The 25698-nt window shown below is 71.0% G+C and carries 18 protein-coding genes and 1 tRNA gene; 14 read left to right on the top strand and 5 right to left on the bottom strand.

Going from position 1 to position 25698, the window contains the following annotated elements; genetic code table 11:
• Positions 1–15 precede the first annotated feature (15 nt).
• Both FOF48_RS19320 and FOF48_RS19315 read right to left on the bottom strand, forming a co-directional pair.
• Positions 16–453, bottom strand: a complete 438-nt coding sequence (locus tag FOF48_RS19320) for a YciI family protein (protein ID WP_143903773.1) — start codon at positions 451–453, stop codon at positions 16–18.
• 147 nt (positions 454–600) lie between these two features.
• Positions 601–3090 carry an RND family transporter gene (locus FOF48_RS19315; RefSeq protein WP_143903771.1) on the bottom strand — a complete coding sequence of 830 codons (2490 nt, stop codon included), beginning with the start codon at positions 3088–3090 and terminating at the stop codon, positions 601–603.
• A 479-nt stretch (positions 3091–3569) separates the two neighbouring features.
• Between FOF48_RS19315 and FOF48_RS19310 the strand changes: the two genes are divergently transcribed.
• From FOF48_RS19310 to FOF48_RS19300, 3 genes are all read left to right on the top strand, one after another.
• Positions 3570–6035 (top strand): RND family transporter, encoded by a 2466-nt coding sequence (locus tag FOF48_RS19310; protein WP_186001978.1) that lies wholly within the window; start codon positions 3570–3572, stop codon positions 6033–6035.
• A gap of 45 nt (positions 6036–6080) precedes the next feature.
• Positions 6081–6746: a hypothetical protein gene (locus FOF48_RS19305; protein WP_143903769.1), complete on the top strand. Its 666-nt coding sequence runs from the start codon at positions 6081–6083 to the stop codon at positions 6744–6746.
• 224 nt (positions 6747–6970) lie between these two features.
• A complete protein-coding gene (locus FOF48_RS19300) occupies positions 6971–7513 on the top strand; it encodes a hypothetical protein (protein WP_186001977.1) in 543 nt (180 codons plus the stop codon).
• A gap of 168 nt (positions 7514–7681) precedes the next feature.
• On the opposite strand, the gene FOF48_RS19295 is transcribed toward FOF48_RS19300, so the two are convergent.
• Complete coding sequence (locus FOF48_RS19295) at positions 7682–7897, bottom strand: hypothetical protein (RefSeq protein ID WP_143903768.1); 216 nt, start codon at positions 7895–7897, stop codon at positions 7682–7684.
• A 255-nt stretch (positions 7898–8152) separates the two neighbouring features.
• Between FOF48_RS19295 and FOF48_RS19290 the strand changes: the two genes are divergently transcribed.
• The 8 genes from FOF48_RS19290 (at position 8153) to FOF48_RS19255 (ending at position 20685) form a co-directional block, all read left to right on the top strand.
• A complete protein-coding gene (locus FOF48_RS19290) occupies positions 8153–9421 on the top strand; it encodes a hypothetical protein (protein WP_143903766.1) in 1269 nt (422 codons plus the stop codon).
• A 136-nt stretch (positions 9422–9557) separates the two neighbouring features.
• Positions 9558–11702 carry a glycogen debranching protein GlgX gene (glgX, locus tag FOF48_RS19285; RefSeq protein WP_143903764.1) on the top strand — a complete coding sequence of 715 codons (2145 nt, stop codon included), beginning with the start codon at positions 9558–9560 and terminating at the stop codon, positions 11700–11702.
• Positions 11703–11739: 37 nt separating this feature from the next.
• Entirely contained in the window at positions 11740–12417 is a 678-nt protein-coding gene (locus tag FOF48_RS19280) for a bifunctional 2-polyprenyl-6-hydroxyphenol methylase/3-demethylubiquinol 3-O-methyltransferase UbiG (protein ID WP_143903762.1), read from the top strand.
• Positions 12418–12649: 232 nt separating this feature from the next.
• Positions 12650–12719: transfer RNA gene (locus FOF48_RS19275), tRNA-Glu, on the top strand.
• A gap of 292 nt (positions 12720–13011) precedes the next feature.
• Complete coding sequence (locus tag FOF48_RS19270; protein WP_143903760.1) at positions 13012–14136, top strand: slipin family protein; 1125 nt, start codon at positions 13012–13014, stop codon at positions 14134–14136.
• 132 nt (positions 14137–14268) lie between these two features.
• Positions 14269–16779, top strand: a complete 2511-nt coding sequence (locus FOF48_RS37565) for a VIT domain-containing protein (RefSeq protein WP_143903758.1) — start codon at positions 14269–14271, stop codon at positions 16777–16779.
• Between the two features lie 99 nt (positions 16780–16878).
• Positions 16879–18696: an acyl-CoA dehydrogenase gene (locus FOF48_RS19260; protein WP_143903756.1), complete on the top strand. Its 1818-nt coding sequence runs from the start codon at positions 16879–16881 to the stop codon at positions 18694–18696.
• A gap of 141 nt (positions 18697–18837) precedes the next feature.
• The gene (locus FOF48_RS19255) at positions 18838–20685 is read left to right on the top strand and encodes a hypothetical protein (RefSeq protein WP_143903754.1); all 1848 of its coding nucleotides are present in this window, start codon (positions 18838–18840) and stop codon (positions 20683–20685) included.
• A gap of 5 nt (positions 20686–20690) precedes the next feature.
• Here the strand turns inward: FOF48_RS19255 and FOF48_RS19250 are convergent, their stop codons facing one another.
• Positions 20691–21794, bottom strand: coding sequence for a hypothetical protein (locus FOF48_RS19250; protein ID WP_143903752.1), 1104 nt, complete (start codon positions 21792–21794; stop codon positions 20691–20693).
• 227 nt (positions 21795–22021) lie between these two features.
• Between FOF48_RS19250 and FOF48_RS19245 the strand changes: the two genes are divergently transcribed.
• The 3 genes from FOF48_RS19245 (at position 22022) to FOF48_RS19235 (ending at position 23799) form a co-directional block, all read left to right on the top strand.
• Complete coding sequence (locus FOF48_RS19245; protein WP_143903750.1) at positions 22022–22336, top strand: hypothetical protein; 315 nt, start codon at positions 22022–22024, stop codon at positions 22334–22336.
• A gap of 242 nt (positions 22337–22578) precedes the next feature.
• Positions 22579–23277 carry a LysM domain-containing protein gene (locus tag FOF48_RS19240; RefSeq protein WP_143903746.1) on the top strand — a complete coding sequence of 233 codons (699 nt, stop codon included), beginning with the start codon at positions 22579–22581 and terminating at the stop codon, positions 23275–23277.
• Positions 23278–23418: 141 nt separating this feature from the next.
• Complete coding sequence (locus tag FOF48_RS19235) at positions 23419–23799, top strand: response regulator (protein WP_143903744.1); 381 nt, start codon at positions 23419–23421, stop codon at positions 23797–23799.
• Here the strand turns inward: FOF48_RS19235 and FOF48_RS19230 are convergent.
• Complete coding sequence (locus tag FOF48_RS19230; protein ID WP_255442385.1) at positions 23796–25691, bottom strand: PAS domain-containing sensor histidine kinase; 1896 nt, start codon at positions 25689–25691, stop codon at positions 23796–23798. The genes FOF48_RS19235 and FOF48_RS19230 overlap by 4 nt on opposite strands.
• Between the last annotated feature and the right edge of the window lie 7 nt (positions 25692–25698).

Below are 25698 nucleotides of genomic sequence, written 5' to 3'. Positions count from 1 at the left end.
AGCCCCACCCGGCCCCTACGCCTTGGGCTGCCTCCGCTCCATCTCCAGGCGGATGCGCTCCTCCTGCGCGCGCAGCTCGGGGGTGAACTCCTTTCCGAAGTCGGCCATCTCGAAGAAGGGACGGATCTCCAGTTCGCCCTCCTCGCCGGGCATCGGATGCGGGCAGCGGCGCGCCCACTCGACGGCCTCGTCCATGGACCGGACCTGCCACACCCAGAAGCCCGCGATGAGCTCCTTCGTCTCCGCGAACGGCCCGTCGACGACGGTGCGCTGGTCCCCCGAGAACCGGATGCGCTTGCCCTTCGCGCTCGGCTGCAGGCCGTCCCCCTCGAGCATGATGCCCGCCTTGACCAGCTCCTCGTTGAAGCGGCCCATGTCGGTGAGCAGCTTCTCGCTCGGCATGACGCCCGCTTCGCTCGTCTTCGTGGCCTTCACGATCACCATGACCTTCATGTCGGATCCTTTCGCTCGGGCGCCGTCGGCGCCAGTGGAGGGCTTCATCGAGGCGACGACCGACCCCTGACGGGATCGACACGGCCCCCAGAAAAAAATAAGGCCCCGGCTTCCACCGGGGCCCAGCCCTTCACACCCCTGTCCGCCTCACGCCTCCGGAGCGGGGTGCGGCGCCTCGCCGTCCTCCGTCGCGGGCGGCGGCGTGGCGCCGTGCTTGTTGCGCCAGCGGTCCACCAGCAGCAGCAGCGACGGGAAGCCCACCAGCACGATGACCATGTTCACCGCGAAGCCCAGGTTCGCCAGGTCGCCAATGGAGTTCAGGCCCGGGTGCTTGGCGAACACCAGCGCCAGGAAGCCGATGGCGCTGGTGAGCAGGCCGCCCGAGATGGCGCGCCCCGTCTCCGCGTAGACCGTGACGAAGTCCGCTCCGGGCTCTCCCAACCGCTCGACCAGGTGCACGCCCGCGTCCACGGTGGTGCCCACCAGCACCGGCAGCACCACGATGTTCAGGTAGTTGAACTGCAACCCCATGATGGCCATCAGGCCCACCAGCGCCGCGACGGACAAGAGCGTGGGCAGCATGCAGATGACCGCGTTGCGCAGGCTGCCCAGCGTCAGCCACATCGCCAGGAACACGCTGATGACCGCGGCGGCCAGGATGCGCGGCCCCTCCGACGACACCATGTCCAGGATGTCCGCCAGGATGAGCGCCTCACCGGCCGCGGACACCTGGCTGCCGTCCGGCATCTGGAGGTTGCGCACCTCCTTCGTGAAGCGCCGCGTGCCCAGGCCGTCCGACAGGCTCACGTTCGCGTAGACCAGCACCACGCCGCCCTTCTGGCCCGCCGCCGGCTCGAACTGGCGGCGCAGCCCCACCGGCAGGTCCTCCCGCGTGAAGGGACTGGCCGCGGTCATCCTCACCGCGCGCACCAGGTTGTCCCGCTGGTCCTTGCCCACCCGCTCCGGGTCGATGCGCGCCAGCTTCTGGTGGATGGACTGGAGCAGCGCGTGCTTCTCCTCCTGCTGCCGGGGCACCAGGTCCTCCAGCGCGCCCACGAAGTCGATGGTGGAGTCCTTGCCGTACTGCTGCTTGCGCGCCAGGAGCTGGTTCACCACCTCGCGCTCCATCCCCTCCGTGTCCGTCAACACCACCACCGGCGTCGCCGAATAGCCCAGGATGTGGTCGATGCGCCGGTCCAGCCGCACGCTCGGCAGCGACACGTCATCCAGCTTCGTGGAGTCGTAGTTGAACGTCACGCGGTACGCCTGGCTGATGAGCCCCACCAGCGCCACGCCAATGCCCACCGCCACCGCGCGGTAGCGGCGGGGCAGGAAGCGCGCCAGCAGCGCCATGGGCCCGTTCTGCCCCTGGTGCTCGCGCGGCACCCAGCCCCAGCGCGACACCAGCCCCAGGAGCGCCGGGAGGATGAGCAGGTACGACGCCACGCTCACCATCATGCCCACCGCCGCGATGACGCCGAACTCGTGGAACGCCCTGAACTCCGACCACGACAGGCTCAGGAACGTGAGCGCCGCCACCAGCGCGGAGATGAGCGCGGAGAAGCCCGTGTGCCGGAACGTCTCCCGCACCGCCTCCTCCGAGGTCATCCCCTCCGAGCGCAGCGTGCCCCAGCGCCCCAATAGATGGATGCCGTGCTCCACGCCCAGGCCGCCGAGCACCGCGGCCAGGAAGCCCGTGAGCAGGTTCACCTGCCCGTACGCGATGCCCACGAAGCCGTAGGTCCACGCCAGGCCGGCGAACACCGGCGCCATGGTCAGGGCCACCGACAGCGCGCTGCGGAAGTGGAAGATGAGGTAGGCCAGCAGCAGCACGGCGGCCAGCGTGGACGCCTGCGCCAGGTCGCCGGTGATGACGTCCTGCTGGTCGATCTTCTTCTTGAACGTGCCGGTGATGGCGGTGTGGAAGCCGGGGCCGTACTTCGACAGGTCCTGCTTCGCCAGGTAGTCCTCCACCTGCGAAATCACCTTCTTGGAGTACCCCAGGTCCGCGGACGACCCCTTCGCCTTGAGCAGCATCACCACCATGCGCTCCTGCGGATCCAGGTAGTAGAGGCCGCCCTGGCCCGCGAGCCGCATGTTCGCGCCGCCGGTGTACTTCTTCTCGATGTCGCTGAAGTCCAACGACGGCGGGGGCGACTCCTCCAGCCGCACGAAGAGCGGGTTGGCCTGCTCCTTCTCCCACGCGAACCGCGCGTCGATGCGGTCCTGGATGGTCTTCAGGTCCGGCAGGTCCACGTAGTAGAGGCCGTGCTCCTCGAAGAACTGGCTGGGCCGCTGGGCGTTGACGAAGCGGATCTCCGACAGCGACGCCAGCTTCGGCGACATGTCATCCACGAACTGCTTGAGCTGCTCCGGCTCCGCGCCGATGCCCGCCACCACCACGTTGCCCATGCCGCCGAAGCGCGTGCGCAGCTTCTCCAGGTCCTGCACGGACTGGAACGACTTGGGCAACAGGTTCGCCAGGTCCGCGTTGAGCCGCAGGTCGCGCGCGAAGAACGTTCCCAGGCCCGTGAGGACCAGCGTCACGAACAACGCCACCCAGGGCCGCTGGTGGCTCCGGGCCGCCAGGGAGCCCATCGCCGCCTCGAACCGTCCGGACCACCGCATCTCGCTCATGGATGTGACTTCCTGCTGAAAGCCCGCCTGACCTGGCGAGGCAACCTTGAGCCCGGTCGAACCGGGCCGCCCACGCGTATATGCCCCGAGCCTCCGTGCGTCCAGGCATCGGCCCAGGGCCTCCGCCGGCTGCATGCCCGGCCCGGGAATGGGACAAATGCCCATGTATGTCGCCCCGGCGTGCGGCACGCCAGGGGATCCACCTGTCGCAAGGGCTTGAGGCATTTTGCCCCAGCGCGGGAGGCACCGGACGGGCGGCCAGGCCGTGCTCTCGCGCCGTCGTGCAGGAGGACTGCGGGATGGCCAGCTTTTGCTTCGACACGGGCCCTGCCGGGAAGCAGGCGCCTTTTGGAGGGGATGCCGCTGCGTGACCCACAGGCCGGTCGGTTCCGGAACCCGGGGCAGCAGCGCCCACGGTGATGGCCTCGGACCCTTCTTCGCCAGCGGAACGCACGTGGATGCACCGGGTGGAGCACGCGATGGGTACGCTCGCGGCGCACAACCACCGCCGTCCTGTCATCGCCCTGCTGTGCGCGCTGTTGCTCTCCGGTGTGGGGCTGCTGCTCGCGCGCAACCTGTCCCTCAACGCCAACCTGGTGGACCTGCTGCCGGAGTCGTTCGAGAGCGTGCAGGCGCTCCACACCCTGGAGCAGCGCTTCGGGGCGCTGGGGTGGGTGGTGGTGGTGGGCGAGGACGGCGACCCGGAGCAGCTCCAGCGGTTCGCGGATGACCTGGCGCCCCAACTGGAGGCCATTCCGGGCATCCGCTACGTGGAGGTCACCCGGCCCAGCAGCTTCTTCCGGAGCCATGCGCTCTACTTCCTGTCGCCAGAAGACTTGAAGGAGGTGCGGCGCCGCATCGACGCGCGCCTCACCTGGGAGAAGCAGCAGGCCAACCCGCTCTTCGTGTCGCTGGAGGACGAACCGGCGCCATCGCTGGACTTCAGCGACATCGAGAAGAAGTACGGCGGCGGCGCGGCGACGCGCATCTCCACCAACCCCAGCGACTACTACCTGGACCCCGAGGCACGGCGCGTGGTGGTGCTGGCCAAGCCCGACACGACGTCCGCGGACCTCACCTACTCCCGGAAGCTCATCGACCAGGTGGAGGGGGTGCTGAAGCAGCAGGACCTGTCGAAGTACGGGCCGCACTTCCACACCGCCATCACCGGCACCTTCCAGAAGAAGATCGATCAACAGGCGCAGATCACCCGCGACGTGGCGGTGGCCTCGGCGGTGGCCACGGCGCTGGTGTTGCTCTACCTGTTCCTGCACTTCCGCAGCGCGCTCGCGGTGGGGATGGTGCTGGCGCCGGTGGGCGCGGGCCTGGCGTGGACCTACGGCTTCGTGGGCGTGGCGTACGGGCGGGTGAACCTGCTCACCGCGTTCCTGGGCGCCATCCTGGGCGGCCTGGGCGTGGAGCACGGCATGCACCTGCTGGGGCGCTACCTCAACCTGCGCGGAGAGGGGGTGTCCTCCGAGGAGGCGACCCGCGAATCCTTCACGCACACGGGCGGCGCGGCGCTGGTGTCCGCGCTGGTGGCGGCGCTCACCTTCTTCGTGCTGGGCACGTCCCGCCTCCGAGCGTTCCGCGAGTTCGGCGTCATCGCGGGCGTGGGCATGCTGGTGCTCATCGCGGCCTATGTGCTGGTGCTGCCGGCGGCGCTGGGGCTGGTGTCCCGTCACGGCTGGAAGCCGCGCCCCTCCTCCACGGAGACGGCGGAGGCCCCGCTGGGCCGCGTCATCCTGCGCCGCCGCGCGGTGCTCACGGGGGTGTCCGTGATCATCGTGGCGGGGCTGCTCACGCAGCTGCCGCGCGTGCGCTTCGACTACAACGTCTCCTCGCTGGAGGACGAGAGCCTGGGCTCGTTCGTCCTGGACCGCGACGTCAACCGGCTCATCGGCTATTCGCAGACCCCCGTGGTGGTGCTCACCGACTCGCGCGAGGAAGAGGCGGCGGTGGTGAAGGAGCTGATGGCGCGCAAGCAGCAACTGGGCGCGGACTCCAAGGTGGACTTCGTCGCGTCGCTCCAGAGCCTCGTGCCGGCGCGGCAGCAGGAGAAGCAGGCGCTCCTGAAGGACATCGGGACGTTGTTGACGAACGTCCCGGAGAGCCAGCTGGACGTGGAGCAGCGCGAGCAGCTGGTGGAGCTGCGCCGGCAGGTGGAGGCGACGCCGTACACCGCCGCGGACCTGCCCCCCAGCGTGCGCCAGCAGTTCGAGGGCCGGGGAGGACCGGGCACCGGCTTCGTGCTGGTGTACCCGTCCGCGAACCAGTCCGACGGACAGGCCATGCGTCAACTGGCGGACGAAGTGCGCGGGGTGAAGCTGCCGGATGGCCGGCCCGCGGTGGTGGCCGGTGAGGCGCTGGTGCTCGCGGACATCCTGGACCTGGTGTCGCACGAGGCGCCGCTCATCCTGGTGGGTACGACGCTCGCGGTGCTGGTGGCGATGTGGCTGACGTTGGGCGGCCTGCGCACCGCGCTGGTGTGCCTGATGCCCACGGCGGTGTCGCTGTTCGCGCTGCTGGGGCTGATGCCGCTCATGCGGATGGAGTTCAACTACCTCAACATCCTGGTCATCCCGGTGCTCATCGGGACGACGGTGGACGCGGGGGTGCACCTGGTGACGCGGCTGGCGTCGCCGGGCAGCGACTTCGTGCAGGTGTACTCGGAGACGGGCAAGGCCATCTGCGGCGGCCTGCTCACGAGCGCGGTGGGCTTCGGCGCGCTGTTCCTCGCGGACCACCCGGGGCTCAACTCCATTGGCGCCCTGGCGAACGTGGGCTTCGGCATGAACCTGCTCATCATGTTGGTGACCTTCCCCGCGCTGCTGCTGCTGCTCTCGCTGCGCAAGCGGCGCCGCCGTGCGGTACCGCCCAAGGCCCTGGGTGAGCACCTCTTGGATGAAGGCCAGGGTCCTCACCGGCCCACGCCCACCCACTAGGCCGAGGCGCAGTCCGCCCGGCCGCACACCGGCAAGGAGCGGGACATGTCTCAGCGATGGATCTGGATGAGCCTGGCGGCGAGCGCGCTCGCCCTGGGCACCGCGAGCGCGCAGGTGGACCCCGACTCGGCGGGCGCCATCACCACCGGCCAGCCGAACCCCGGGGCCCCCGCGGGCTCCGTGCCCTCGACCACCGACACCGCGACGGGCGTCCCCGCCACCGTGCCCATCGGGAACACGGCGTCCGGCGCCAACACGGACACGGGCGGCATCGGCGCGGGCGCGGTGCTCCCGCAGCCGTACACCGCGCCGCCGTCCATCACCGGCAGCGCGTCCGACACCGTGACCGGCGCGGGCGCGGTGTTGCCCCCCAGCACGGGCAGCACGGTGCCGGGCTCCACCGGCTCCGTGGCCACCACGGGCGCGGTGCTGCCGCCGTCGTCGACCACGCAGACGGGCACCCCCACCACGGGGACGATGGGTGGCCCCCAGACCGGCACGAGCACCCTCGGGTCTCCCATCAACAACAGCAACCCTGTGACAGGTGTCACGGGCTCCATGTCCAGCACGGGCGCGGTGCTTCCTCCGGCCACCGGCACCACGGCCCCGGGAGCGGCGGGCACCACGCTGTCGCCGGACAACAACACGTCCAGCAACTCCGTGACGCCGCTCAACGGCGGCAACGTGACCAGGCCTCCCGTGGGCCCTTGAGTCCCTGAAGGGCCGCCCCCTGTCCGCCCGCCCTCGGGGCCAGGGGGCATGCCCCGGGATGGACATCCGCGGCCGTGCAACCCCGTCATCCCGTCCGCCCGCGACGTCCCCCGAGCAGGCAGGCGGAAGAGCCGTCCCTGCACACACCGCGGGGCCTGCTCACTTTCGGTCCAGCAGACAGTCAGGGCCTCTCAAGCGCTCAGACTCCTATCCGGGGGAATCACATGAAGAAGTTCCTGAAGACCCAATTGACGGTGACGGCGGTGCTCGCGGGCGCGTTGGCGCTCGGCGCGGGCTGCAAGTCGGATCAATCCGCGACGCGCGGCAATGACTCCACCATGGGTACGGACTCCACGGGCACCGGGACGGACACCACCGGGACCGGCACGACCGCGACCCCGCCGCCCAGCAACAGCGGCGGCTCCGGCTACGACACGGGCAACACGTCGCCGGACTCGCAGACGCCACCTTCGGACATGGACACCGGCGGCTCCGGCATGCCGGATGATCCGAACCTGCCCCCCAGCGACAGCGCGGCGCCGGGCACCCGCGAGGCCGAGCCGGGCGTGCACGACGGCGAGATGACCGAGCCGGGCACGGGTGGCTCCGGCACGTCCCCGGATGACAGCGCCATGCCCGAGGACGGCAGCCTGCCCAACGACTCCACCCTGGATCCGAACAACTCCGGGACGAAGGGCGGCGACATGAACACGCCGGTGCCGGACTCCACGGGCACCCTCGCGCCCAACAACGGCACCTCACGCTAGGCCCTGCCTGCCTCCGCCGTGGGCTCCACGGCGGCTGCGGGGACGTGAGCGCCCGCGACCTCCACCGGTCGCGGGCGCTTCGCTTCGCGGCGAAAGGCACGAGGCCCCGCCAACACCTGGGAACCCATGGCGTCAGCGGGGCCCTGGAGGCAGCGACGGCAGGGAGGCTCAAGTCACCTTGACGCCTGGAGACCAGGGCTGGCCCACCGGCTCGATGATCAACGGGTCCCCGTTGTCACCCGGTCCATTGCCGGGCCCCCCGCCCGGGTCGAAGGTGGACGGCACGTGATGTTCGCGCGCATCGCCCTCCGTCCCGGCTTCGCGCGCGGGCGCGGGAGGCAGCCCCTCCAAGGGAATGTGCAGCACATCCTTCTTCTTGCTCATGACGAACGCCTCCTTTCGCCCTACAGGGTGGGGTGGCTCCGGGGTTTCCGCATGCCTTCAGGGAGGAAGGCGGCAGCCATGACGCTCGCTGGCATCCCCCGCGGCCGTCCCGCGCCAGACCGGGTGCCTCCCCGCCTGGATGCCCCCCGCCTCGTCACAGGCCAGGAAGAGCGCGCTCCAGGATGACAGGGAGCAGCCGGGGGCTTATCCAAAGGGGTCCAGGCTGCGCACACCCCAACCGAGAGCGTCCAACGCATGAAGCTGTTGCTGGCAGGCCGACGAGGAGCAAGCGAAACGGTGTTGGCTCCCCCGGAGGCGCCCCTGCCCTGGCTGCGAGGCGTGGAGGCCTGGTTCCAGGAGGTCGCGGAGCCGGTGCTGGAGGGCAGCCGCATCGAGGACGGCCCCCAGGACTCGCCGGTGCTGCGCCTGCGCCTGCACCCGGCGGCGGGCGAGGTGTCCCTGCTGGCGGCGAGTCAGGAACGCATCGTCGTGTCCGCGGACACCAGCGCCGCGGGCCCTGGCTACCACCGCTATCTGGTGGACCTGCTCAAGGCGCTGGGCGACCTCCACGACATCAGCTGGGCTCCGCCCGACGAGGACGTGGGCGTGGGAGACGCGACGGGCTACTTCCACACGGGCGACGCCAGCGCGGTGGAGCCGCGGTTCCTCGGGTGGCTCCAGCAGTCAGTGGGTCAGGTGCTGCGCATGCGCAGCCTGGGCAACTCCGGCTTCGCGCTGTCCATGCGCTTCGGCCACACCTTCCAGCACCCCGGCGCGCTGCTCACGCCCCTGGGTGCCCGCGACGAGCGCTGGCTGCGCACCGTGTTCGAGGATCCGCGCCAGGGCACGGACGTGTTCCCCTGGTGGAACCCCGGCGTGGACGCGCGCGAGCGCTTCACGCGCGCGCTGTGCCGGCTGTGGACGGACATCGTCTGGCGTCCGCCGCTCCTGGAGGAGGAGCGCCAGCGCCTGCGCGACGTGGCCCGGCTGCTGGAGCAGGCGTGGCGCGAGGACCCCACGCTCCCCTACCCGTGGCGCGAGTGGCAGGAGGTGCTCGGCTACCTGGGCCAGGGAGGGACGGTGGCCGAAGAGGTCCACCGCCGCGCCCTGGAGTCGCCCGGCGTCGGGCCCTCCATCGGCTACCGGCGGGGCTCCGTGCAGGTGGCGCTCCCCGAGGGCTGGGAGATTCGCATCCCTGGCTCACTCGCCGAGACGCGCCTGGGAGACGGCAGCTGGGTGGCGCGGGACCACCGGCGCACCGTGCGCGTGCTGCCCCTGGAGGACTCCGTGGAGGAGCCGCTGGCGCCCACCAGCCCCGAGCGCCGCGCCCTGGAGCTGGAGCACCACGGCGCCCGCGTCAGTGGCCGGGCCTCCCTCCAGATGGGTCCCGGTGAATGCAGGCTGACCGCCCTGTGCCGCTCGGGCAAGCGCCGCGCCTTGTGCGTCGTCAGCTTCGACGACCCGGACGAGCAGGACTGGGCCCTGGGCACCTGGCGCTCGCTGGACCACGCCGTCGCCGCCTGATGTCCGGTTTGTTTCACCTCCTGGGGCGGCGCGAAGCGCTCCCGGGTGGACACTAGGCATGTCCGGGCGTCTTGCCGCACCACGGGGTCGCACCCACATTCCGCCGGCAGTGTCCCCACGGAATCGAGCGATACGCATGAGCGGCAAGCGGGAGATCTGGCCGGGCAAGCCCTGGCCGCGTGGCGCGACCTTCGATGGGTCGGGCACCAACTTCGCGGTCTACTCGCAGGCGGCGACGCGGGTGGAGGTCTGCCTGTTCGACAAGGCGGACCCGGCGAAGGAGATCGAACGTTTCGACCTGCCGGTGAGCACGGAGTTCGTCTGGCACGGCTACGTGCCGGACCTGGAGCCCGGGATGCTGTACGGCCTGCGCGTGCATGGCCCGTACGAGCCGGAGAAGGGGCACCGCTGCAACCCGCACAAGCTGCTGGTCGACCCCTACGCCAAGGCGCTGTACGGCGAGGTGGACTGGAAGCAGCCGGTGTTCGGCTACCCGCTGGAGCATCCGAAGAAGGACCTGATGCGCGACGAGCGCGACAGCGCCGCCGGCATACCCAAGGGCGTGGTGGTGAGCGACTTCTTCGACTGGGGCAATGACCGGCGCCTGGACATCCCCTGGCGCAAGACGGTCATCTACGAGGCGCACGTGCGCGGGCTCACCATGCGCCACCCGGGCGTGCCGGAGCACCAGCGCGGGACGTACGCGGGCCTGGGCTCACCGGCCATCATCGAACACCTGCAGAAGCTGGGCGTCACGGCGGTGGAGCTGCTGCCGGTGCATGAGTTCGCGGACGACTCGTTCCTCAACGACAAGGGCCTGTCGAACTTCTGGGGCTACAGCACGCTCAACTACTTCAGCCCGGTGCAGCGCTACGCCAGCCGCAAGACGCCGGGCGGCGCGGTGGCGGAGTTCAAGTCGATGGTGAAGTCGCTGCACGCGGCGGGCATCGAGGTGATCCTCGACGTCGTCTACAACCACACGTGCGAGGGCAACCACCTGGGGCCCACGCTGTCGTTCAAGGGCATCGACAACGCGTCGTACTACTGGACGATGCCGGAGGCGCGGCACTACCTGGACTTCACGGGGTGCGGCAACAGCCTCAACGCCTCCAACCCGCAGACGGCGCGCTTCATCGTGGACTCGCTGCGCTACTGGGTGGAGGAGATGCACGTGGACGGGTTCCGCTTCGACCTGGCCACAGTGCTGGGCCGGACCGGCAAGGGCGGCTACGACCCGAACGCGCCCATCTTCCAGATCATCAACCAGGACCCGGTGCTGGGCCGCGTGAAGCTCATCGCGGAGCCATGGGACGTGGGGCTGGGGGGCTATCAGGTGGGCGGCTTCCCGTCGCCGTGGCACGAGTGGAACGGCAAGTACCGGGACGCGCTGCGCAGGTACTGGAAGGGCGACGAGAATCAAGCGTCGGAGGTGGGCTACCGGCTCACGGGCAGCGCGGACCTGTTCGCGGCGGCGCGCAGGCGCCCGCAGGCGTCCATCAACTTCGTCACCGCGCACGACGGCTTCACGCTGCACGACCTGGTCACGTACAGCAGCAAGCACAACGAGGCCAACGGCGAGCACAACCGCGACGGCGCGGATGACAACCAGGCGTGGAATTGCGGCGTGGAGGGAGAGACGCAGGACACCGCCATCATCGCCCTGCGCGAGCGACAGAAGCGCAACCTGCTGGCGTCGCTGTTCATGTCCAATGGCGTGCCGATGATCGTCGCGGGCGACGAGATGGGCCGCACGCAGCACGGCAACAACAACGCCTACTGCCAGGACAACGAGCTGTCGTGGGTGGACTGGGACCTGGACACGACGCGACAGGACCTCCTGGAGTTCACGCGCAAGCTCATCCACTTCCGCCACCGGCAGCCGGTGTTGCAGCGCCGCCGCTTCTTCCGGGGCGAGCACCTGTGGGAGTCCGAGCACAAGGACCTGTCGTGGTACCGCCCGGACGGCACGGAGATGGGGCCGGACGACTGGCAGAAGCCCTTCGTGCGTTCGCTGGCGTTCCTCCTGGGGGGCGACGCCATCCCCACGCCGGACGAGCGAGGCCAGCGCGTCAGCGGCGACTCGCTCTTGGTGCTGCTCAACGCGCACCACGACACGGTGGCCTTCATGGTGCCGCCGCCGGGCGAGGGCGGCGCGTGGCGGCTGGAGCTGTACACGGCGGACGACCAGCGCGGCGACGAGGAGATGCGGCCCGGGAAGTTCGAGATGGCCGGGCGTTCGCTGGCGGTGTTCCGCAAGGCCGGGAGCGCGAACACGCCGTGATAGCGTGATGGCGCGGACGGTTCACGAGAGGCGTGGCATGGCGGACGAAGGGGACGGCGGTGGATCCGGGACACGGTCCGGCGGATCCGCCGTCGCGCGGGTGTACGGGGAGATCGCCGCCGCCTACGAAGTGCTCTACCCGTCCTTGCACCGCTACGGGGACCGCGTGGAGCGCTTCCTCGCGGACACCGTGAAGCCGGGCATGCGCGTGCTGGACGTGGGCTGTGGCCCGGGTCCGCACACGCGCGGGCTGGACGCGTCCGTGGACGTGGTGGGCCTGGACCTGGCGCCGGAGATGCTGGAGCTGGCGCGGCGCGCGCGGCCCTCCGGCACGTGGCGTGTGCACGGCTACCTGGATCCGGTGCCCGAGGAGCTGGGCCTCTTCGACGTGGCGCTGGCCATTGGCTGCCTGGACTTCTGTGACGACCTGCCGCGCGTACTGGGGCATCTGTCGCGGGCGCTGAAGCCGGGCGGACGGATGTTGTTCACGGTGCTGGAGCGCCGCCAGGGGCTGGAGGGGCACGAGGAGGCCACGCGCACGGTGGGCACCGCGGACACGGAGGTGACGCTGCACCTGTGGTCCGCGGCGGAGACGGCGCGCGCGCTGGATGCGGCCGGGCTGCGCACGGACCTCTATCTGCATGCGCCTGGATGGGAGCTGCTCGCGGAGGAGCGCACCATGTGGTTCGGCTGGTGGTACGTGACGCGGGGCTGAGGCGCGCTGTCAGGATTGTTCGCGCGTTCCGTCTGCTGGCCCCGTCGGCAGCTTCAGGGGGCGCACGGGGTTGTCCCGAGGCGTGCGGTTCCACGCGAGGGCGCTCTGCGCCGGTGCATGGGCTCGGACGTTCCTCACGGCCATCACGCCCGTGTGTTCCTACCTCCATCGAAGGCCGTACCGGTCGCGCGCCACCGCGAGGCGCGCAACGGATGCCCACTCCGGGCGCACACGAACTAGCTCAACGGTAGAGCACGAGATTCTCCATCTCGATGTCGAAGGTTCGAATCCTTCGTTCGCCGGGACCCCGTCGTTCCGCTGGTGTCAACGCGAGTCCACCGCGTCCTCCTTCCCCTCGCCGCATCCTGGCCGGTCGCCAGGGCCTCTGGAGGCTTCCGTGCTGCTCGCGGAACGCCCTGGTCGCCGTCCGTGACCGGCATCCGGTGCGAACGCTCGGGTCGCGGGGCACGGCCCGGACGGTCTGTTCGCGGGAAACGCCCGTGGGCGGCGGGGTCCCTTTTTCCAGCCTCCGGTTCTTCTCAACTTTTCGCGGGTCCCTCCCCTGATGCGGGGAGGTCACAGAGGTGACGTGTCATGGGTATCGGTCGGGTCGAAGTGGCGCAGAACGAGCGGTTGTTCGTGGTCGTGAACGGGCGGGCGGAGCAGTACCTGGGGCCGGGACGGCACTGGGTGGTGCGACCGTTCCAGCACGTGCGCTACGAGCGCGTGTCGTTGGAGCCCGCGCTGACCCGGCTGGACGAAGCGAAGCTGGCGCTGGTGCCAGAGAAGGACCTCCAGGTGGTGGAGCTGGGCGCGGACGAGCGAGCCATCCTCTTCCACCACGGCCAGCCGCTGCGGTGGCTGGGCCGGGGTCAGCATCAGGTGTGGACGGCGCAGCGGCTGCCCGGTCGTACCGGTCGGCCCGAGACGCCGACCGTGCAGGTGGAGCGCGTGGACGTGTCCGGAGTGGCGACGAAGCCGCCCCGCGACGAGGTGCGCGCGCTCCTTCCGGCCAGTGACTACGTGGAGACCACCGCGACGGAGGGCACCGTGGCGCTGCGCTTCGTCGACGGCGTGCTGGATGCCGTGCTGCCGCCGGGCCGTCATGCGGCGTGGACCGTCGCGCACAAGGTGCAGTTCGCGGTCATCGACCTGCGCGAGAAGCTGCTCCACGTCACCGGCCAGGAGGTGATGACGAAGGACCGCGTGACGCTGCGGCTCAACCTGTCCGCCGCGTACCGGGTCGTGGACGCGCGCCGGCTCGCGGTGGTGGCGCGCGCGCCGGATGAAATCCTCTACCTGGCGATGCAGCTGGCGGCGCGAGAGGCCGTGTCCACGCGCACGCTGGACGAGCTGCTGGCGGCGCGAGAGGCCGTGTCGGAGGAGCTGTTCGGGCAGGTGAAGGCGGGAGCGGAGAAGGTGGGCCTGGAGCTGCTGCGCTTCGGCATCAAGGACGTGGTGCTGCCCAAGGAGATGAAGGACCTGCTCAACCGGGTCATCCAGGCGCAGAAGGAAGCGGAGGCCAACGTCATCCTGCGGCGCGAGGAGACGGCGGCGACGCGCTCCATGGCACAGACGGCGAAGGTGCTGGCGGAGAACCCGCTGCTCGTGCGGCTCAAGGAGCTGGAGGCGTACAAGGACCTCGCCGCGAAGGTGGGTCAGGTCCACCTGGTGCTGGGCGAGGGCGCGGTGCCCACGCTCCAGCTCAAGTCCAGCTGAGCACGGCCGTGTGGCCGCACAGCCACACGCACCGTGTCCCGAGCGCCTGCGTCCGAGGGTTCCCGAGGGGAACGGGGTTGGCCCGGGGGCTGCAATGTCCCCGGGCACACCCTGAAACCAAGGTTCCCGACCATGCGAGTCACGCTCGCCACGCTCTTCGTCTGTCTGCTGGCCCTGCCGGCCTTCGCCCAACCCAGTCCTGACTGCCCTCCCGTCGCGTCGCCCACCGCCGGCGTGGCCCAGGGCACGCTCGTGGCGCGCCTCCGCCCGCGGGACAGCACCGCGTGCCCCGACGCCGAGGTCCGCACCTTCAGCCTCAAGCGCACGGAGGTGGACGCGGAGGTCAGCGGCTTCCTCGCGTCCGTCACCGTGACGCAGGTGTTCGAGAACCCCTACACCTCGCCGCTCGAAGCGCTCTACGTCTTCCCGCTGCCGGAGCTGGCCGCGGTGGATGGCATGGAGCTGCACATCGGCGAGCGCATCATCCAGGGCGTCATCCAGACGCGCGAGCAGGCCCGCGACACCTACGAGCGCGCCAAGGCCGAAGGCAAGACGGCCGCGCTGCTCGACCAGGAGCGCCCCAACGTCTTCACCCAGTCCGTCGCCAACATCCTCCCCGGTGAGACGATCCGCGTGCGCATCCACTACGTGGAGCGCCTCACCTACGACGCGGGCACCTACCGCTTCAGCTTCCCCATGGTCGTCGGCCCCCGCTTCATCGGCGGCGCTCCCCTGCCCACGCGCCAGGGCGAAGGCGTGGAGCCCGACACCACCACCGTCCCCGACGCCAGCCGCATCACGCCCCCGGTGCTGAGCGACGTGCGCAGCGGCCATGACATCCAGCTCACCGTGCGCCTGGACGCGGGCCTCCCGGTCCACTCGCTGCGCTCCACCACCCATCGCGTGGACGTGACTCGCGAAGGCCCGTCCCGCGCCAGGGTCAGCCTGGGCCGCGACGACCGCATCCCCAACAAGGACTTCACGCTGGAGTACGTCGTCGCGGACGCGCTCATCCGCCCCGCCGTCCTCATGCACCGCGACCCCGGCGCGGACCACGGCTACTTCCTGGTGATGCTCAACCCGCAGCTCGCCCCCACGCAGAAGGAGATCGTCCCGCGCGAGCTCTACATGGTGCTGGACACGTCCTGCTCGCAGTCCGGCCTCGCCATCGAGAAGTCCAAGGCCATCACCCGGGAGGTGCTCAACCACCTGATGCCCGAGGACACCTTCCAGGTCCTCAACTTCGACACGCAGGTCACCAAGTTCGCGCCCACCGCCGTCCCCGCCACGCCGGAGAACATCCAGAACGCCCTGCCCTACGTCGCCAACTTCTGGGGCGGTGGCGGCACCGACGTGCGCATCGCCGCCCAGGAGGCCATGGTGCCCCCCAACGACCCGGCGCGCCTGCGCATGGTGCTCTTCATGACGGACGGCCTCATCGGCGGCGACGAGAGCGTCCTCTCCACGCTCCAGTCCCACCTGCGCGAGGAGACGCGCATCTTCTCCGCGGGCGTGGGCTCCAGCGTGAACCGCTACCTCATCACCAAGATGGGCGAAGTGGGCCGGGGCGCCTCCACCCTCGTCAACCTCAACCGCCCCGAGGAAGACGTCGCCCGTGAGTTCGAGCAGCGCATGCGCGGCCCCGTGCTCACCTCGCTCGCGGTGGACACCGACGGCCTCCCCGTCAGCGACGTGTACCCCAAGTCCGTGCCGGACCTCTTCTCCGGCCAGCCCCTGTTCCTCGTGGGCAAGTTCACCGGCACCGGTGACGGCCTGCTCCGCATCTCCGGCCGCGTGCGCGGCGAGGTCCGCCACTTCGACGTGCCCATGCACTTCCCGGAGGTGGCCCCGGAGCACGACGCCCTCAAGAGCCTCTGGGCCCGCCAGCGCATCGAGGCGCTCACCGTGGAGGGCTACCGCGGCGAGACGCCGGAGGTCGTGCAGGGCATCACCCAGACCGCGCTCCAGTACCACCTGATGAGCCGCTACACGTCCTTCGTCGCGGTGGAGCAGGTCGCCCGCACGGACGCCAACGGCGAGACGGTGCGCGAGAGGGTCCCCGTGCAGCTGCCCGACGGCATGGTCGCGGGCACCCTCAGCCGCGAGGAGATTCCCCCCGGCGACCCCATCATCTCCGTGCGCGCCCCGCGCAACGCCCGCCGGGTCACGGCCTACTTCCCCTTCGGCCTGGTGAAGCCGCTCACGTTCGACTCGCTGACCCGCGCCTGGCGCGGCCGCTTCCTGGTCCCGCTGGGCATCGAGGACGGCTACTACACCGTGTTCATCATCGCGGAGCTCGCCGACGGCCGCGTGGAGCGCAGCGAGGTGCGCTACCGCCTGGACTCGAAGGGCAACGACTTCGACGCCGTCCTCTCCCAGAAGGAGCTGGCCCCCGGTGACACCCTCACGCTGGACGTGGACGCGGTGGAGGCCACGCAGGAGGTCAGCGTGTACGGCGAGCTGTTCGGCGAGGACCAGCACCTGCTCGACACCCAGGACGGCCTGCGCTTCACGAAGTCGCTGGTCATCCCCGCGGGCACTCCCGCCGGCACGTACGAGCTGGTCTTCGTCGCTCGCGACGCCGCCGGCAACCGCTTCGAACGCCGTGAGACGCTGCGCGTCATCCACTCGCGGCGCGACTGACTGGTGAATCAATCTCGGGTACCCTGACGGTCCGCTTCGGCCCCGTGCCTTCACCGGCGCGGGGCCGTCTCTCTTGCGCTGGCCGTGAGGAGTCTTCCGATGTCGTCGTCGTCCCTGCACTACACGCCCAACCTCCGCGATATTGAGTTCAACCTCTTCGAGTTCCTGGACATCGGCCGCACGTCGCTGGGCAAGGCGCCCTTCGGGGACCTGGACGAGACGGCGGCGCGGCAGACGCTGGAGACGTTCTCCCAGCTGTGCACGCAGGAGCTGGCGAAGAGCTTCGACGAGTCCGAGCACAACCCGCCCACGCTGGTGAACGGCGAGGTGAAGCTGCCCCCCGGCCTCAAGGCGGCGATGGGGGCCTACTACGACACGGGCATGCACCTGCTGGAGCAGCCCGCGCACCTGGGCGGCCTGGGCGCGCCGCCGTCGCTGGTGTGGGCGGCGTTCGAGCTGCTGCTGGGCTCCAACCCCGCGCTGGCCTTCTTCACGCTGGGCAACCTGCTGGCGCGAGTCATCGACAGGCTGGGCACGGATCCTCAGAAGAAGCGCTTCCTGCCGCACCTGGTGGAGCGCCGCTGGAGCGGATCCATGGTGCTCACGGAGCCGGACGCCGGCAGCGACGTGGGCGCCGCGCGCACCAAGGCGCGGCACGTGGACGGCGACATCTGGGAGATTGAAGGCGTCAAGCGCTTCATCACCAACGGCGAGTCGGACATCGCGGAGAACATCATCCACATGGTGCTGGCGCGTCCGGAGGGCGCGGCGCCGGGCACCAAGGGCCTGTCGCTGTTCGTGGTGCCCAAGTTCTGGGTGAACGAGGACGGCAGCCTGGGCGCGCACAACAACGTGGTGTGCACCAAGCTGGAGAAGAAGATGGGCCTGAAGGGGTCCGTCACGTGCGAGCTGACGTTCGGCGACGGCAAGCCCACGCGCGGCCTGCTGCTGGGCGAGGTGCACGACGGCATCCGGCAGATGTTCCACATCATCGAGAACGCGCGCATGGCGGTGGGCCTCAAGTCCATGGCCGCGCTGTCCGCGGGCTACTTCCGCGCGCTGGCGTTCGCGAAGGAGCGGCAGCAGGGCAGCGACCTGGCGAAGGCGCGCGACAAGACGGCGCCGCGCGTGACCATCCTCCAGCACCCGGACGTGCGCCGCATGCTGATGGCGCAGAAGGCGCACGCGGAGGGCATGCGCGCGCTGGCCCTGTTCACCGCGTCCGTGCAGGACCAGGTGGAGCTGCAGGGCGGCCACCGCTCCACCGCGTCCGGCGAGGCGGACGTGCTCAACGACATGCTGCTGCCGCTGGTGAAGGGGTACTGCTCGGAGAAGGCGTACGAGCTGCTGTCCCTGTCGCTCCAGGTGCATGGCGGCTCGGGCTTCCTCACGGACTACCCGGTGGAGCAGTACATCCGGGACCAGAAGATCGACTCGCTCTACGAGGGCACCACGCACATCCAGGCCCTGGACCTGCTGATGCGCAAGGTGGCGCGCGACGGCGGCGCGACGCTGCAGGGGCTGCTCGGGCGCATCCGTGAGACGGCGGAGGGCGACGAGGGCGGAGCGGACCTGAAGACCGAGCGCGCCGCGCTGGCGGAGGCGCTGGGGCACCTGGAGACGCTGCTCGGCACGCTGATGGGCAAGCTGGGCGAGTCCGTCTACCACGTGGGCTTCCAGGGCAACCGCGTGCTGTTCGCCGTGGCGGAGGTGGTCATCGGCTGGCTGCTGGTGCGCCACGCGGCCGTGGCGCTGGACCGGATGAAGGCGAACCCCGGCGACAAGGCGTTCTATGCCGGCAAGGTGGCCAGCGCCCGCTGGTACTGCCACGAGGTGCTGCCCGGCATCGCCCACGCGGCGCGCATGGTGGAGCACGGCAACCTGGACCTGATGGACCTGCCGGAAGAGTCGTTCTAGGCCCACGCCACCGGCCAGCGGCCCCGCACCCGGCCGCTGGCCCCTGGCCACACATGTGGCTGGGGTGAGACACGCGGCGCGGCCCGGCCCGGCGCTCCGAGGGGCGGAGGGCTGGCCCGGGGTTCGCAATGGGGGTGGAGCATGATGCTCTCCACCCTCACGGCCCTGGCGCTCGCGGCCACCGTCACCAACACCGAGGCCGTGCACGACCTGGAGCCGTTCGGCGGCCACGTCGTCGCGTGCACCGAAGGCGGCCTGGAGCTGTTCACGCCCGCGGGCCGCGCCGTCCGCGTGCTCACCGTCGAGGACGGTCTCCCCAGCCACTTCTGCCGCGCGCTGGAGTCCACGGGCGACCGGCTCTTCGTGGCCACGGACGAGGGGCTTGTGTCATTGGACACCGGCTTCCGAGTGACGCCCGTGCTGGACGTGCGCTGGCAGGCCCTGCCTCCCGCCGAGGACGCGAGCACCCCGGACTACGTGAGCCGGCTGGAGTCCCTGGCCGCCGTGCTGACTCCGGGCGCGACGTACACCGCGTTCTCCCCTCGCTTCGCGGGCACCGCGGAGGGACGGCTGTTCGAGCTGGGCACCTCGCGGGCGTGGTCACTGCCCGGGCCAGTGCGCTTCATCTCCGACACGCTCGACGGCGTGGACGTGGGCACCAGCGAGGGAGCGTTCTCCATCGACTCGCGAGGACGGCTGAGCGCCGTGGGCAACGTGCCCACCGGGCCCCTGTCCTTCACCGTGACCGAGCAGGGCGTGCGCATCGTGGGGAGCACCGGCGACGTGCGCGCGTGGGGCGCGCCCGGCTCCGCCGAGGCCCTGCGCGTTCCCGAGGGCATCGCCGTGCCGAGTGCGGGAGCGACGAGCGCCCATGCGGGCACCGCCGCGCCGGGCGCGGGAGCGACGAGCGCCCCTGCCAGCACCGCCGCGCCGGGCGCGGGAGCGACGAGCGCCCCTGCCAGCACCGCCATGCCGCGCGCGACCCACGCGGGCCCCGTCGAAAACGCGGCCGTTCCGGCCGGCGCCACTGTGCTCAAGGCGGACTGGGCGGGCACCCGGGCCTCGGGCGTGTTCCTGCGGGAGAAGAAGGGCTGGCGCCGCGTCACGCCCACCGGACAGCTCTGCGGCAATCACATCACCGCGCTCGCGCGCCACCAGGGGCGGCTCGTCGTGGGGACGTTCGACCGGGGCGTGTGCTGGCAGCTCGAGGACGGCCGGTGGCGCACCACCCGCGCGCCCTCGCTTCCCAGCGACCAGGTGTTGGGCCTCACCAGCGATGGGCAGAACCTCTACGTCGCCACCACCTACGGCCTGGGCCTCCACGACGGAAAGAGCTGGTCGCGGCTGTCGTACGGCGCCCGCAACCCCGTGGCCCTGGCCAAGCTCTCCGTGCTCGGCGTGTCCCAGATGGAGGGCGGCATGGCGCTCGTGGATGGACGCGGCGTGTCCCTCGTCACGCCCGACGGCTCGCCCCTGTCCCTGGTGAAGCGGCTGCCCCTGCCCGAGGGCTGGAGCAAGCACGCCTCCGTCGGCGAGGGCGCCGGCCGCTTCCTGTGGATGGGCAGCGAGGACCGGGGCCTGCTGCGCTGGAACGGCGAGCGCTGGCAGCGCTTCCACGACGGGCGCGACCTCACCGACAACTGGATCACCACGCTGTCCACCGACGCGGAGGGGCGCGCCATCGCGGGCACCTGCCAGGATGGCTTCAACTACTTCGACGGCGCGAAGTGGACGCGCGTGCGCGCCGCGCCCGGCCTGCCCTCGTCCGCCATCGTCTCCACCGCGCTCGTGCCCGGCGGGGCGCTGGTGGGCACACTGCTCGGCGCGTCCTACTTCGACGCGGGCACCGGTGAAGTGCGTGCCCTGCCGGGACTCGCGGATCCGCGCGTGTACGCGGTCCTCCCGGAGGGAGACTCCGCCCTCTTCGGCACCGAGGGCGGCCTGTCCACCATGGCCTGGAGGCCCGCGCCCGCCCTCAGCCGGCGCTGAAGCCCTCAGGCCGGCTTCGGGGCCTTCGCGCGCGCCGCCAGCTCACGCTCCACGTACAGCCGCAGGATGTGCATGAAGTCCTGCGCGTTCGTCACCACGCCGAACGCCTGGTGCGTGCCCCGGTCCTTCAGCTTGCTCACCACGAACTCGGACGAGTCCACGCAGATGGTGGGCAGCTCCCGCAGGCCGCCGCCCTCCTCCGTCACGAACGCCGGCAGCATGTTCCCCGTCGCGATGGCGTGCAGCGCCGTGGCCACGAGCACCGCCATCGTCGCCTTCACCGCGTGCCGGCGCATCGCGTCCTGCGCCGCCAGGTTGTCCGTCACCACGTCCGGCAGCGGCCCGTCATCCCGGATGGAGCCCGTCAGCACGAAGGGCACGCGGTGCACCACGCACGCATGCATGATGCCGTTGGTGATGATGCCCGCCTCCACCGCCTTCGCGATGGAGCCCGCCTGCCGCACCCGGTTGATGGCGCGCATGTGCAGCCCGTGCCCACCGGACGTCGCCTCGCCCGCGCCGCTCATCCCCAGCGTGGTGCCGTAGATGGACGCCTCGATGTCGTGCACCGCCACCGCGTTGCCCGCGAGCAGCGCCCCCACGAAGCCGTTCTCCACGAACCACGTCATGTCCGCGCGCGCCCGCGAGTGCACCAGCGCCGGCCCCGTCACCCAGATGGGATAGCCGCCGCGCTCCCGCTCCTCCACCAGCAGCCGCGCCATGTGCCCATAGTCGATGGGCTTCTCGCGCGACACCTCGCTCGTCATGAACTTGAACTCGCCGTCCCCGCCCTCCGCCAGGTACGCCATGTTCACGTAGACGCCCTCGCTGCCGTCCTCCGCGCGCCCCACCACCACCCGCTCCCCCGCGCGCACCCGCCGGCCCTCGCGCACCCACAGCTCCCCCTGCGCGTCCAACACCAGCGCGCCGTCCATGCGCGGCTCGCGCGGCATCCGCCACCGCCCGTCCACCCGCACGTATGTGGGCAGGTTCGTCGTCGTGAAGAAGCCCTCCGGCAGCACGCCGTCCGCTGGCGCCGGGGTGAAGCGTGCGTCGGGGAAGCCGCCAAACCGCGCCGCCGTGAAGTCGGGATGAGCAATGGTCGTCACCCCGCCACCATGCGCGGGGCCCCCACCCGGTTCAAGCGCCCCGCGCCCACCAGAGCCCCCCACCCCCATCAACCGTTCTCCTTGAACCCATTTCCCTGGGATGTTTCCGCCGCCCCGGGCCCTCCCACCGGGAAAATGCCCCCGCAACCGCGGCGCGAAGCCCGGGTTCATCTCCCCAAGGACGATGCGCCGGCACTGACGCCAGCGCGAATCGAGGAGGAAGCGCCATGAAGCGCGACGGACTGGGCATGCTCGCGGCGGTGGTGGGACTGATGGTGGCGCTGCCGGCCGTGGCCGCGGAGGCGGACCGGCGCCAGGTGAACCAGCAGCAGCGCATCAACCAGGGCGTGCGCAGCGGGGAGCTCACGGGCCGCGAGGCCGCGCGCCTGGAGCGCCAGCACCGCGCCATCCAGCGGGAGATTCGCCGCGACCGCAGGGATGACGGCCACCTGGATGCCGCCGAGCGCGCCCGCATCGACGCGAAGCAGGACGCCCTCAGCCGCCGCATCGCCTGGCAGAAGCACGACGGCCAGAGCCGCTAGGAAATCCCGCTGGAAATTGCGCACCGCGCCATCCACCCCGAGCGGCCCCCGGGGCGGTCCTGGCGCCGGTGCGCGGCCCTTTCATGACGGGGGATCCGCCCCGGGTGCGTTCCTCGCCGGGATGTATGTGCCTGGAGTGAAAAGGAGGCAGGAGACGCAACCTGGGTTCTTGAATACCGAGAATGGAAACAATCGCAGCCGGTGACCTCGGTCGGGTCGCTGCTCCCTTCTTGGAGCCCTCCATGAGCTACCGCATCCAATCTGGCGACACCCTCTCCGCGCTGGCCCAGCGCTATGGCACCTCCGTGGGCGAGCTGATGAAGGCCAACCCGGAGATCCAGAACCCGGACCTCATCTACACCGGGCGCACCCTGAACATCCCTGGCTCCCGGGACAGCTTCGAGGCCGGCACCTCCGGCTCGCGGGGCGGCGGTTCGCAGGGCTTCCGTGGCGCGGGGGACGTGACGGCGCCTCCGGGCGGCGCGGGGCCGGGCACGCGCGGCCCTGGCGGCAGCCCCTTCGACATCGCGGTGTCGCACCTGGGCAAGAACGCGGGCTCGCTGAAGTACGAGAGCAGCGGCGTGGGCGCGGACATGGAGGACTGGGTCCCCAACAACGTCAACTGCGCCAACTTCGTGTCCGCGTGCCTGGAGCAGGCGGGGCAGATCAAGGACAGCCAGCACAGCGCCTCCGTGATGACCCTCCAGGGGAACCTGGACCGCGACCCGAACTTCCAGCGCGTGGACCTGAAGAACGCGAAGCCGGGCGACGTCGTCTGCATGAAGGTGGGCAGCGGCGAGCACGTGGTGATGTTCGCGGGCTGGAAGGACGGCAAGGCCCAGTTCATCGGCTCCAACAACGTGAACGCCGACGGGTCTCAGCGCATCTCCTACTCGTCGTCGAACTACCCCATCATGTCCGTGCACCAGTACCGGGGCTGAACCGGGGGCGTCACCTGCCCTCCAAGGCAACGGGAGTGAGGCGGGCCGCACACTGCCCACCGCCTTTCGTCCAGGGTTGGACGTTCATGGCGCTCGGGGGGTTTGCGGACGGGGGCGGACGGGAGGAGGCTTCCGTCCGCCATGCGAAGCCTCATCCTCCTCGTGGAAGACCATGTCGACAGCCGTGAGATGCTGGAGGAGTTCCTCACGCTGGAGGGCTTCGCGGTGGAAGTCGCCGGGAACGGCCTGCACGCGTGGGAGCGCCTTCGCCGCCAGCCGCTGCCGGACGTGATGCTGCTGGACCTGATGATGCCGGTGATGAGCGGCTGGGAGCTGATGGAGCGCGTGCAGAAGGAGCCGCGCCTCGCGGACCTGCCCGTCATCGTCGTGTCGGGCGCGGGCGCCACCCGGCCCGTGCCCCAGGGCATCCGGGCGTCCATCCCGAAGCCCCTGGACCTGGACGACCTGATGCGCGCGCTGGAGCCCTTCCGCTCGCAGTCGGAGTTAGCCGCCGCGTACTAGGGCGCGGCGCGCGGCAGCAGGACGCGGAAGACGGTGCCCTCCGACGCGCGCGAGCGCACCTCGATGCGGCCACCGTGGCCCTTCACCACCTGCTCGACGATGTAGAGCCCCAGGCCCAGGCCCCCGTGCGTGTTGCCACCGCCGCGACGGAAGGGGTCGAACAGGTGCGGCAGCAGGTCCGGCGGGATGGGCTCTCCGCCGTTGTGCACCTCCAGCACCACGAACGCGTCCGCGTCCGTCAGCGTGAAGCGCACCAGTGAGTCCGGCGGGCTGTACTGGAGCGCGTTGCCCCCCAGGTTGCTCACCACCTGCAGCAGCCGCTCCGCGTCCCAGGCGCCCTCGTAGCGGCCCGGGCCCACGTTGAGCGCGAGCGAGCGCTCGGGCCACGCCGCCTCCAGCTCCTCCACCGCCTGGCGCACCACGGAGCGCACGTCGCCGGACACCCGCTCGATGGGGATGCCGCCGCCCAGCCGGCCGCGGGTGAAGTCGAGCAGCTCCGAGATCATCCGCGCCATCCGCTCACCGGAGCGGGCGATGCGGGACACCGCCTTGCGGTCGCGCTCCTGGAGCGCGTCACCGTGCAAGAGCCGGGTGACGGACAACTGGATGGCGTTGAGGGGGTTGCGCAGGTCGTGGCTGACGATGGCGATGAGGCGCTCTCCGAACTGCGCCGCTTCCCGCGCCGCCTCCTCCGCGCGCCGCCGCTCGGTGACGTCCACCAGGGTGACGACGCCCGCGACGATGTGGTCGTCCCGGTCGCGCACGGGCGCGCTGGAGCCCAGCAGGTGCGCGGTGGTGCCATCCGGGCGGCGCACCTGGAGCGGCTCCGCCTGGCGCGTCTCTCCGGTGCGCAGCGCTCGCGCCATGGGCCAGGCGTCGTCCGCCAGCGGCACGTTGTCCGCGGTGAACATCTGGTGGGACCCTTCGTAGTCCGCGAGGCTGGAGGCGGGCCGGAAGGGGTGGCCCAACAGCGACTCCAGCGCGCGGTTGCCCAGGAGCAGCCTGCCGCTGGGCGCCTCCGCGATGAGCACGCCCGCGGGCAGCTGGTCCAGCACCGCCGCCAGCCGCGCGCGCTCCGCCTCGATGGTGGCCAGCAGCCGCTGCCGCTCCGCCTCCCCGTGGCGCCGCTGGGTGATGTCCAGCACCGTGGCGGCGCGGCCCACGCGCCGGCCCGTCGCGTCCCGCAGGGACGTCACGTGCACGAACGCGGGGAAGCGGCTGCCGTCGCGGCGCAGGTGCAGCGCTTCGTATTCGTGGAATGGCTTGGAGCTGGCGGCGGCCATGTGCCGGGGCAGCGCGCCGCGCGACTCGGGCGCCACCAGGTCCTCCAGCCGCAGGCCCTTCAACGCTTCGGGAGCCTGTCCATGCATGCGCGCGAGCGCGGGGTTCGCCGCCACGAACGCGCTGTCCTCCGCGTCCATCACCGCCACGCCCACGCCCAGGTGGATGAAGATGTCCTCCCAGCGCCGGGGCCCTCCTGGCCCGGCCGGGGCGCCCCGCTCGCGCGCTTCCTCCGCCGCCTCCCGCGCCGCGTGCAGCCTCGCCTGGACGTGGGCCTCCAGTGCGGCGGCCTCCACCGCGTCCACCGCGTCGTGGAAGCGCTCGACCTCGTCCTCCAGGGCTGGCCCTCCCTGCTCGCGCCACAGCCGCAGCACCATGTCGCGCAGGCGCCGGAAGTTCGTCGTCGTGGGATGCCCGTCGGAGCCCTGCACCAGGAGCGACAGGTCGCGCGCGAGCGCGTCGGAGACGCGGGCCCCAGGGTTCGCCATCCAGGCCGCCACCGCGGACAACCCCTGGGAGAAGAGGTCGCCAGAGCCCGGGGCTTCGTGCAGCCAGGCGTCCTGGAGGACGTCCTGGGACTGGAAGAGGAATTCGGCCAGGGGCAGGGGCACGGTGCGG

It is taken from the genome of Corallococcus sp. Z5C101001, assembly GCF_007352635.1.
GTDB lineage: Bacteria > Myxococcota > Myxococcia > Myxococcales > Myxococcaceae > Corallococcus > Corallococcus silvisoli.
This window is presented reverse-complemented; position numbering and strand designations above follow the sequence as displayed.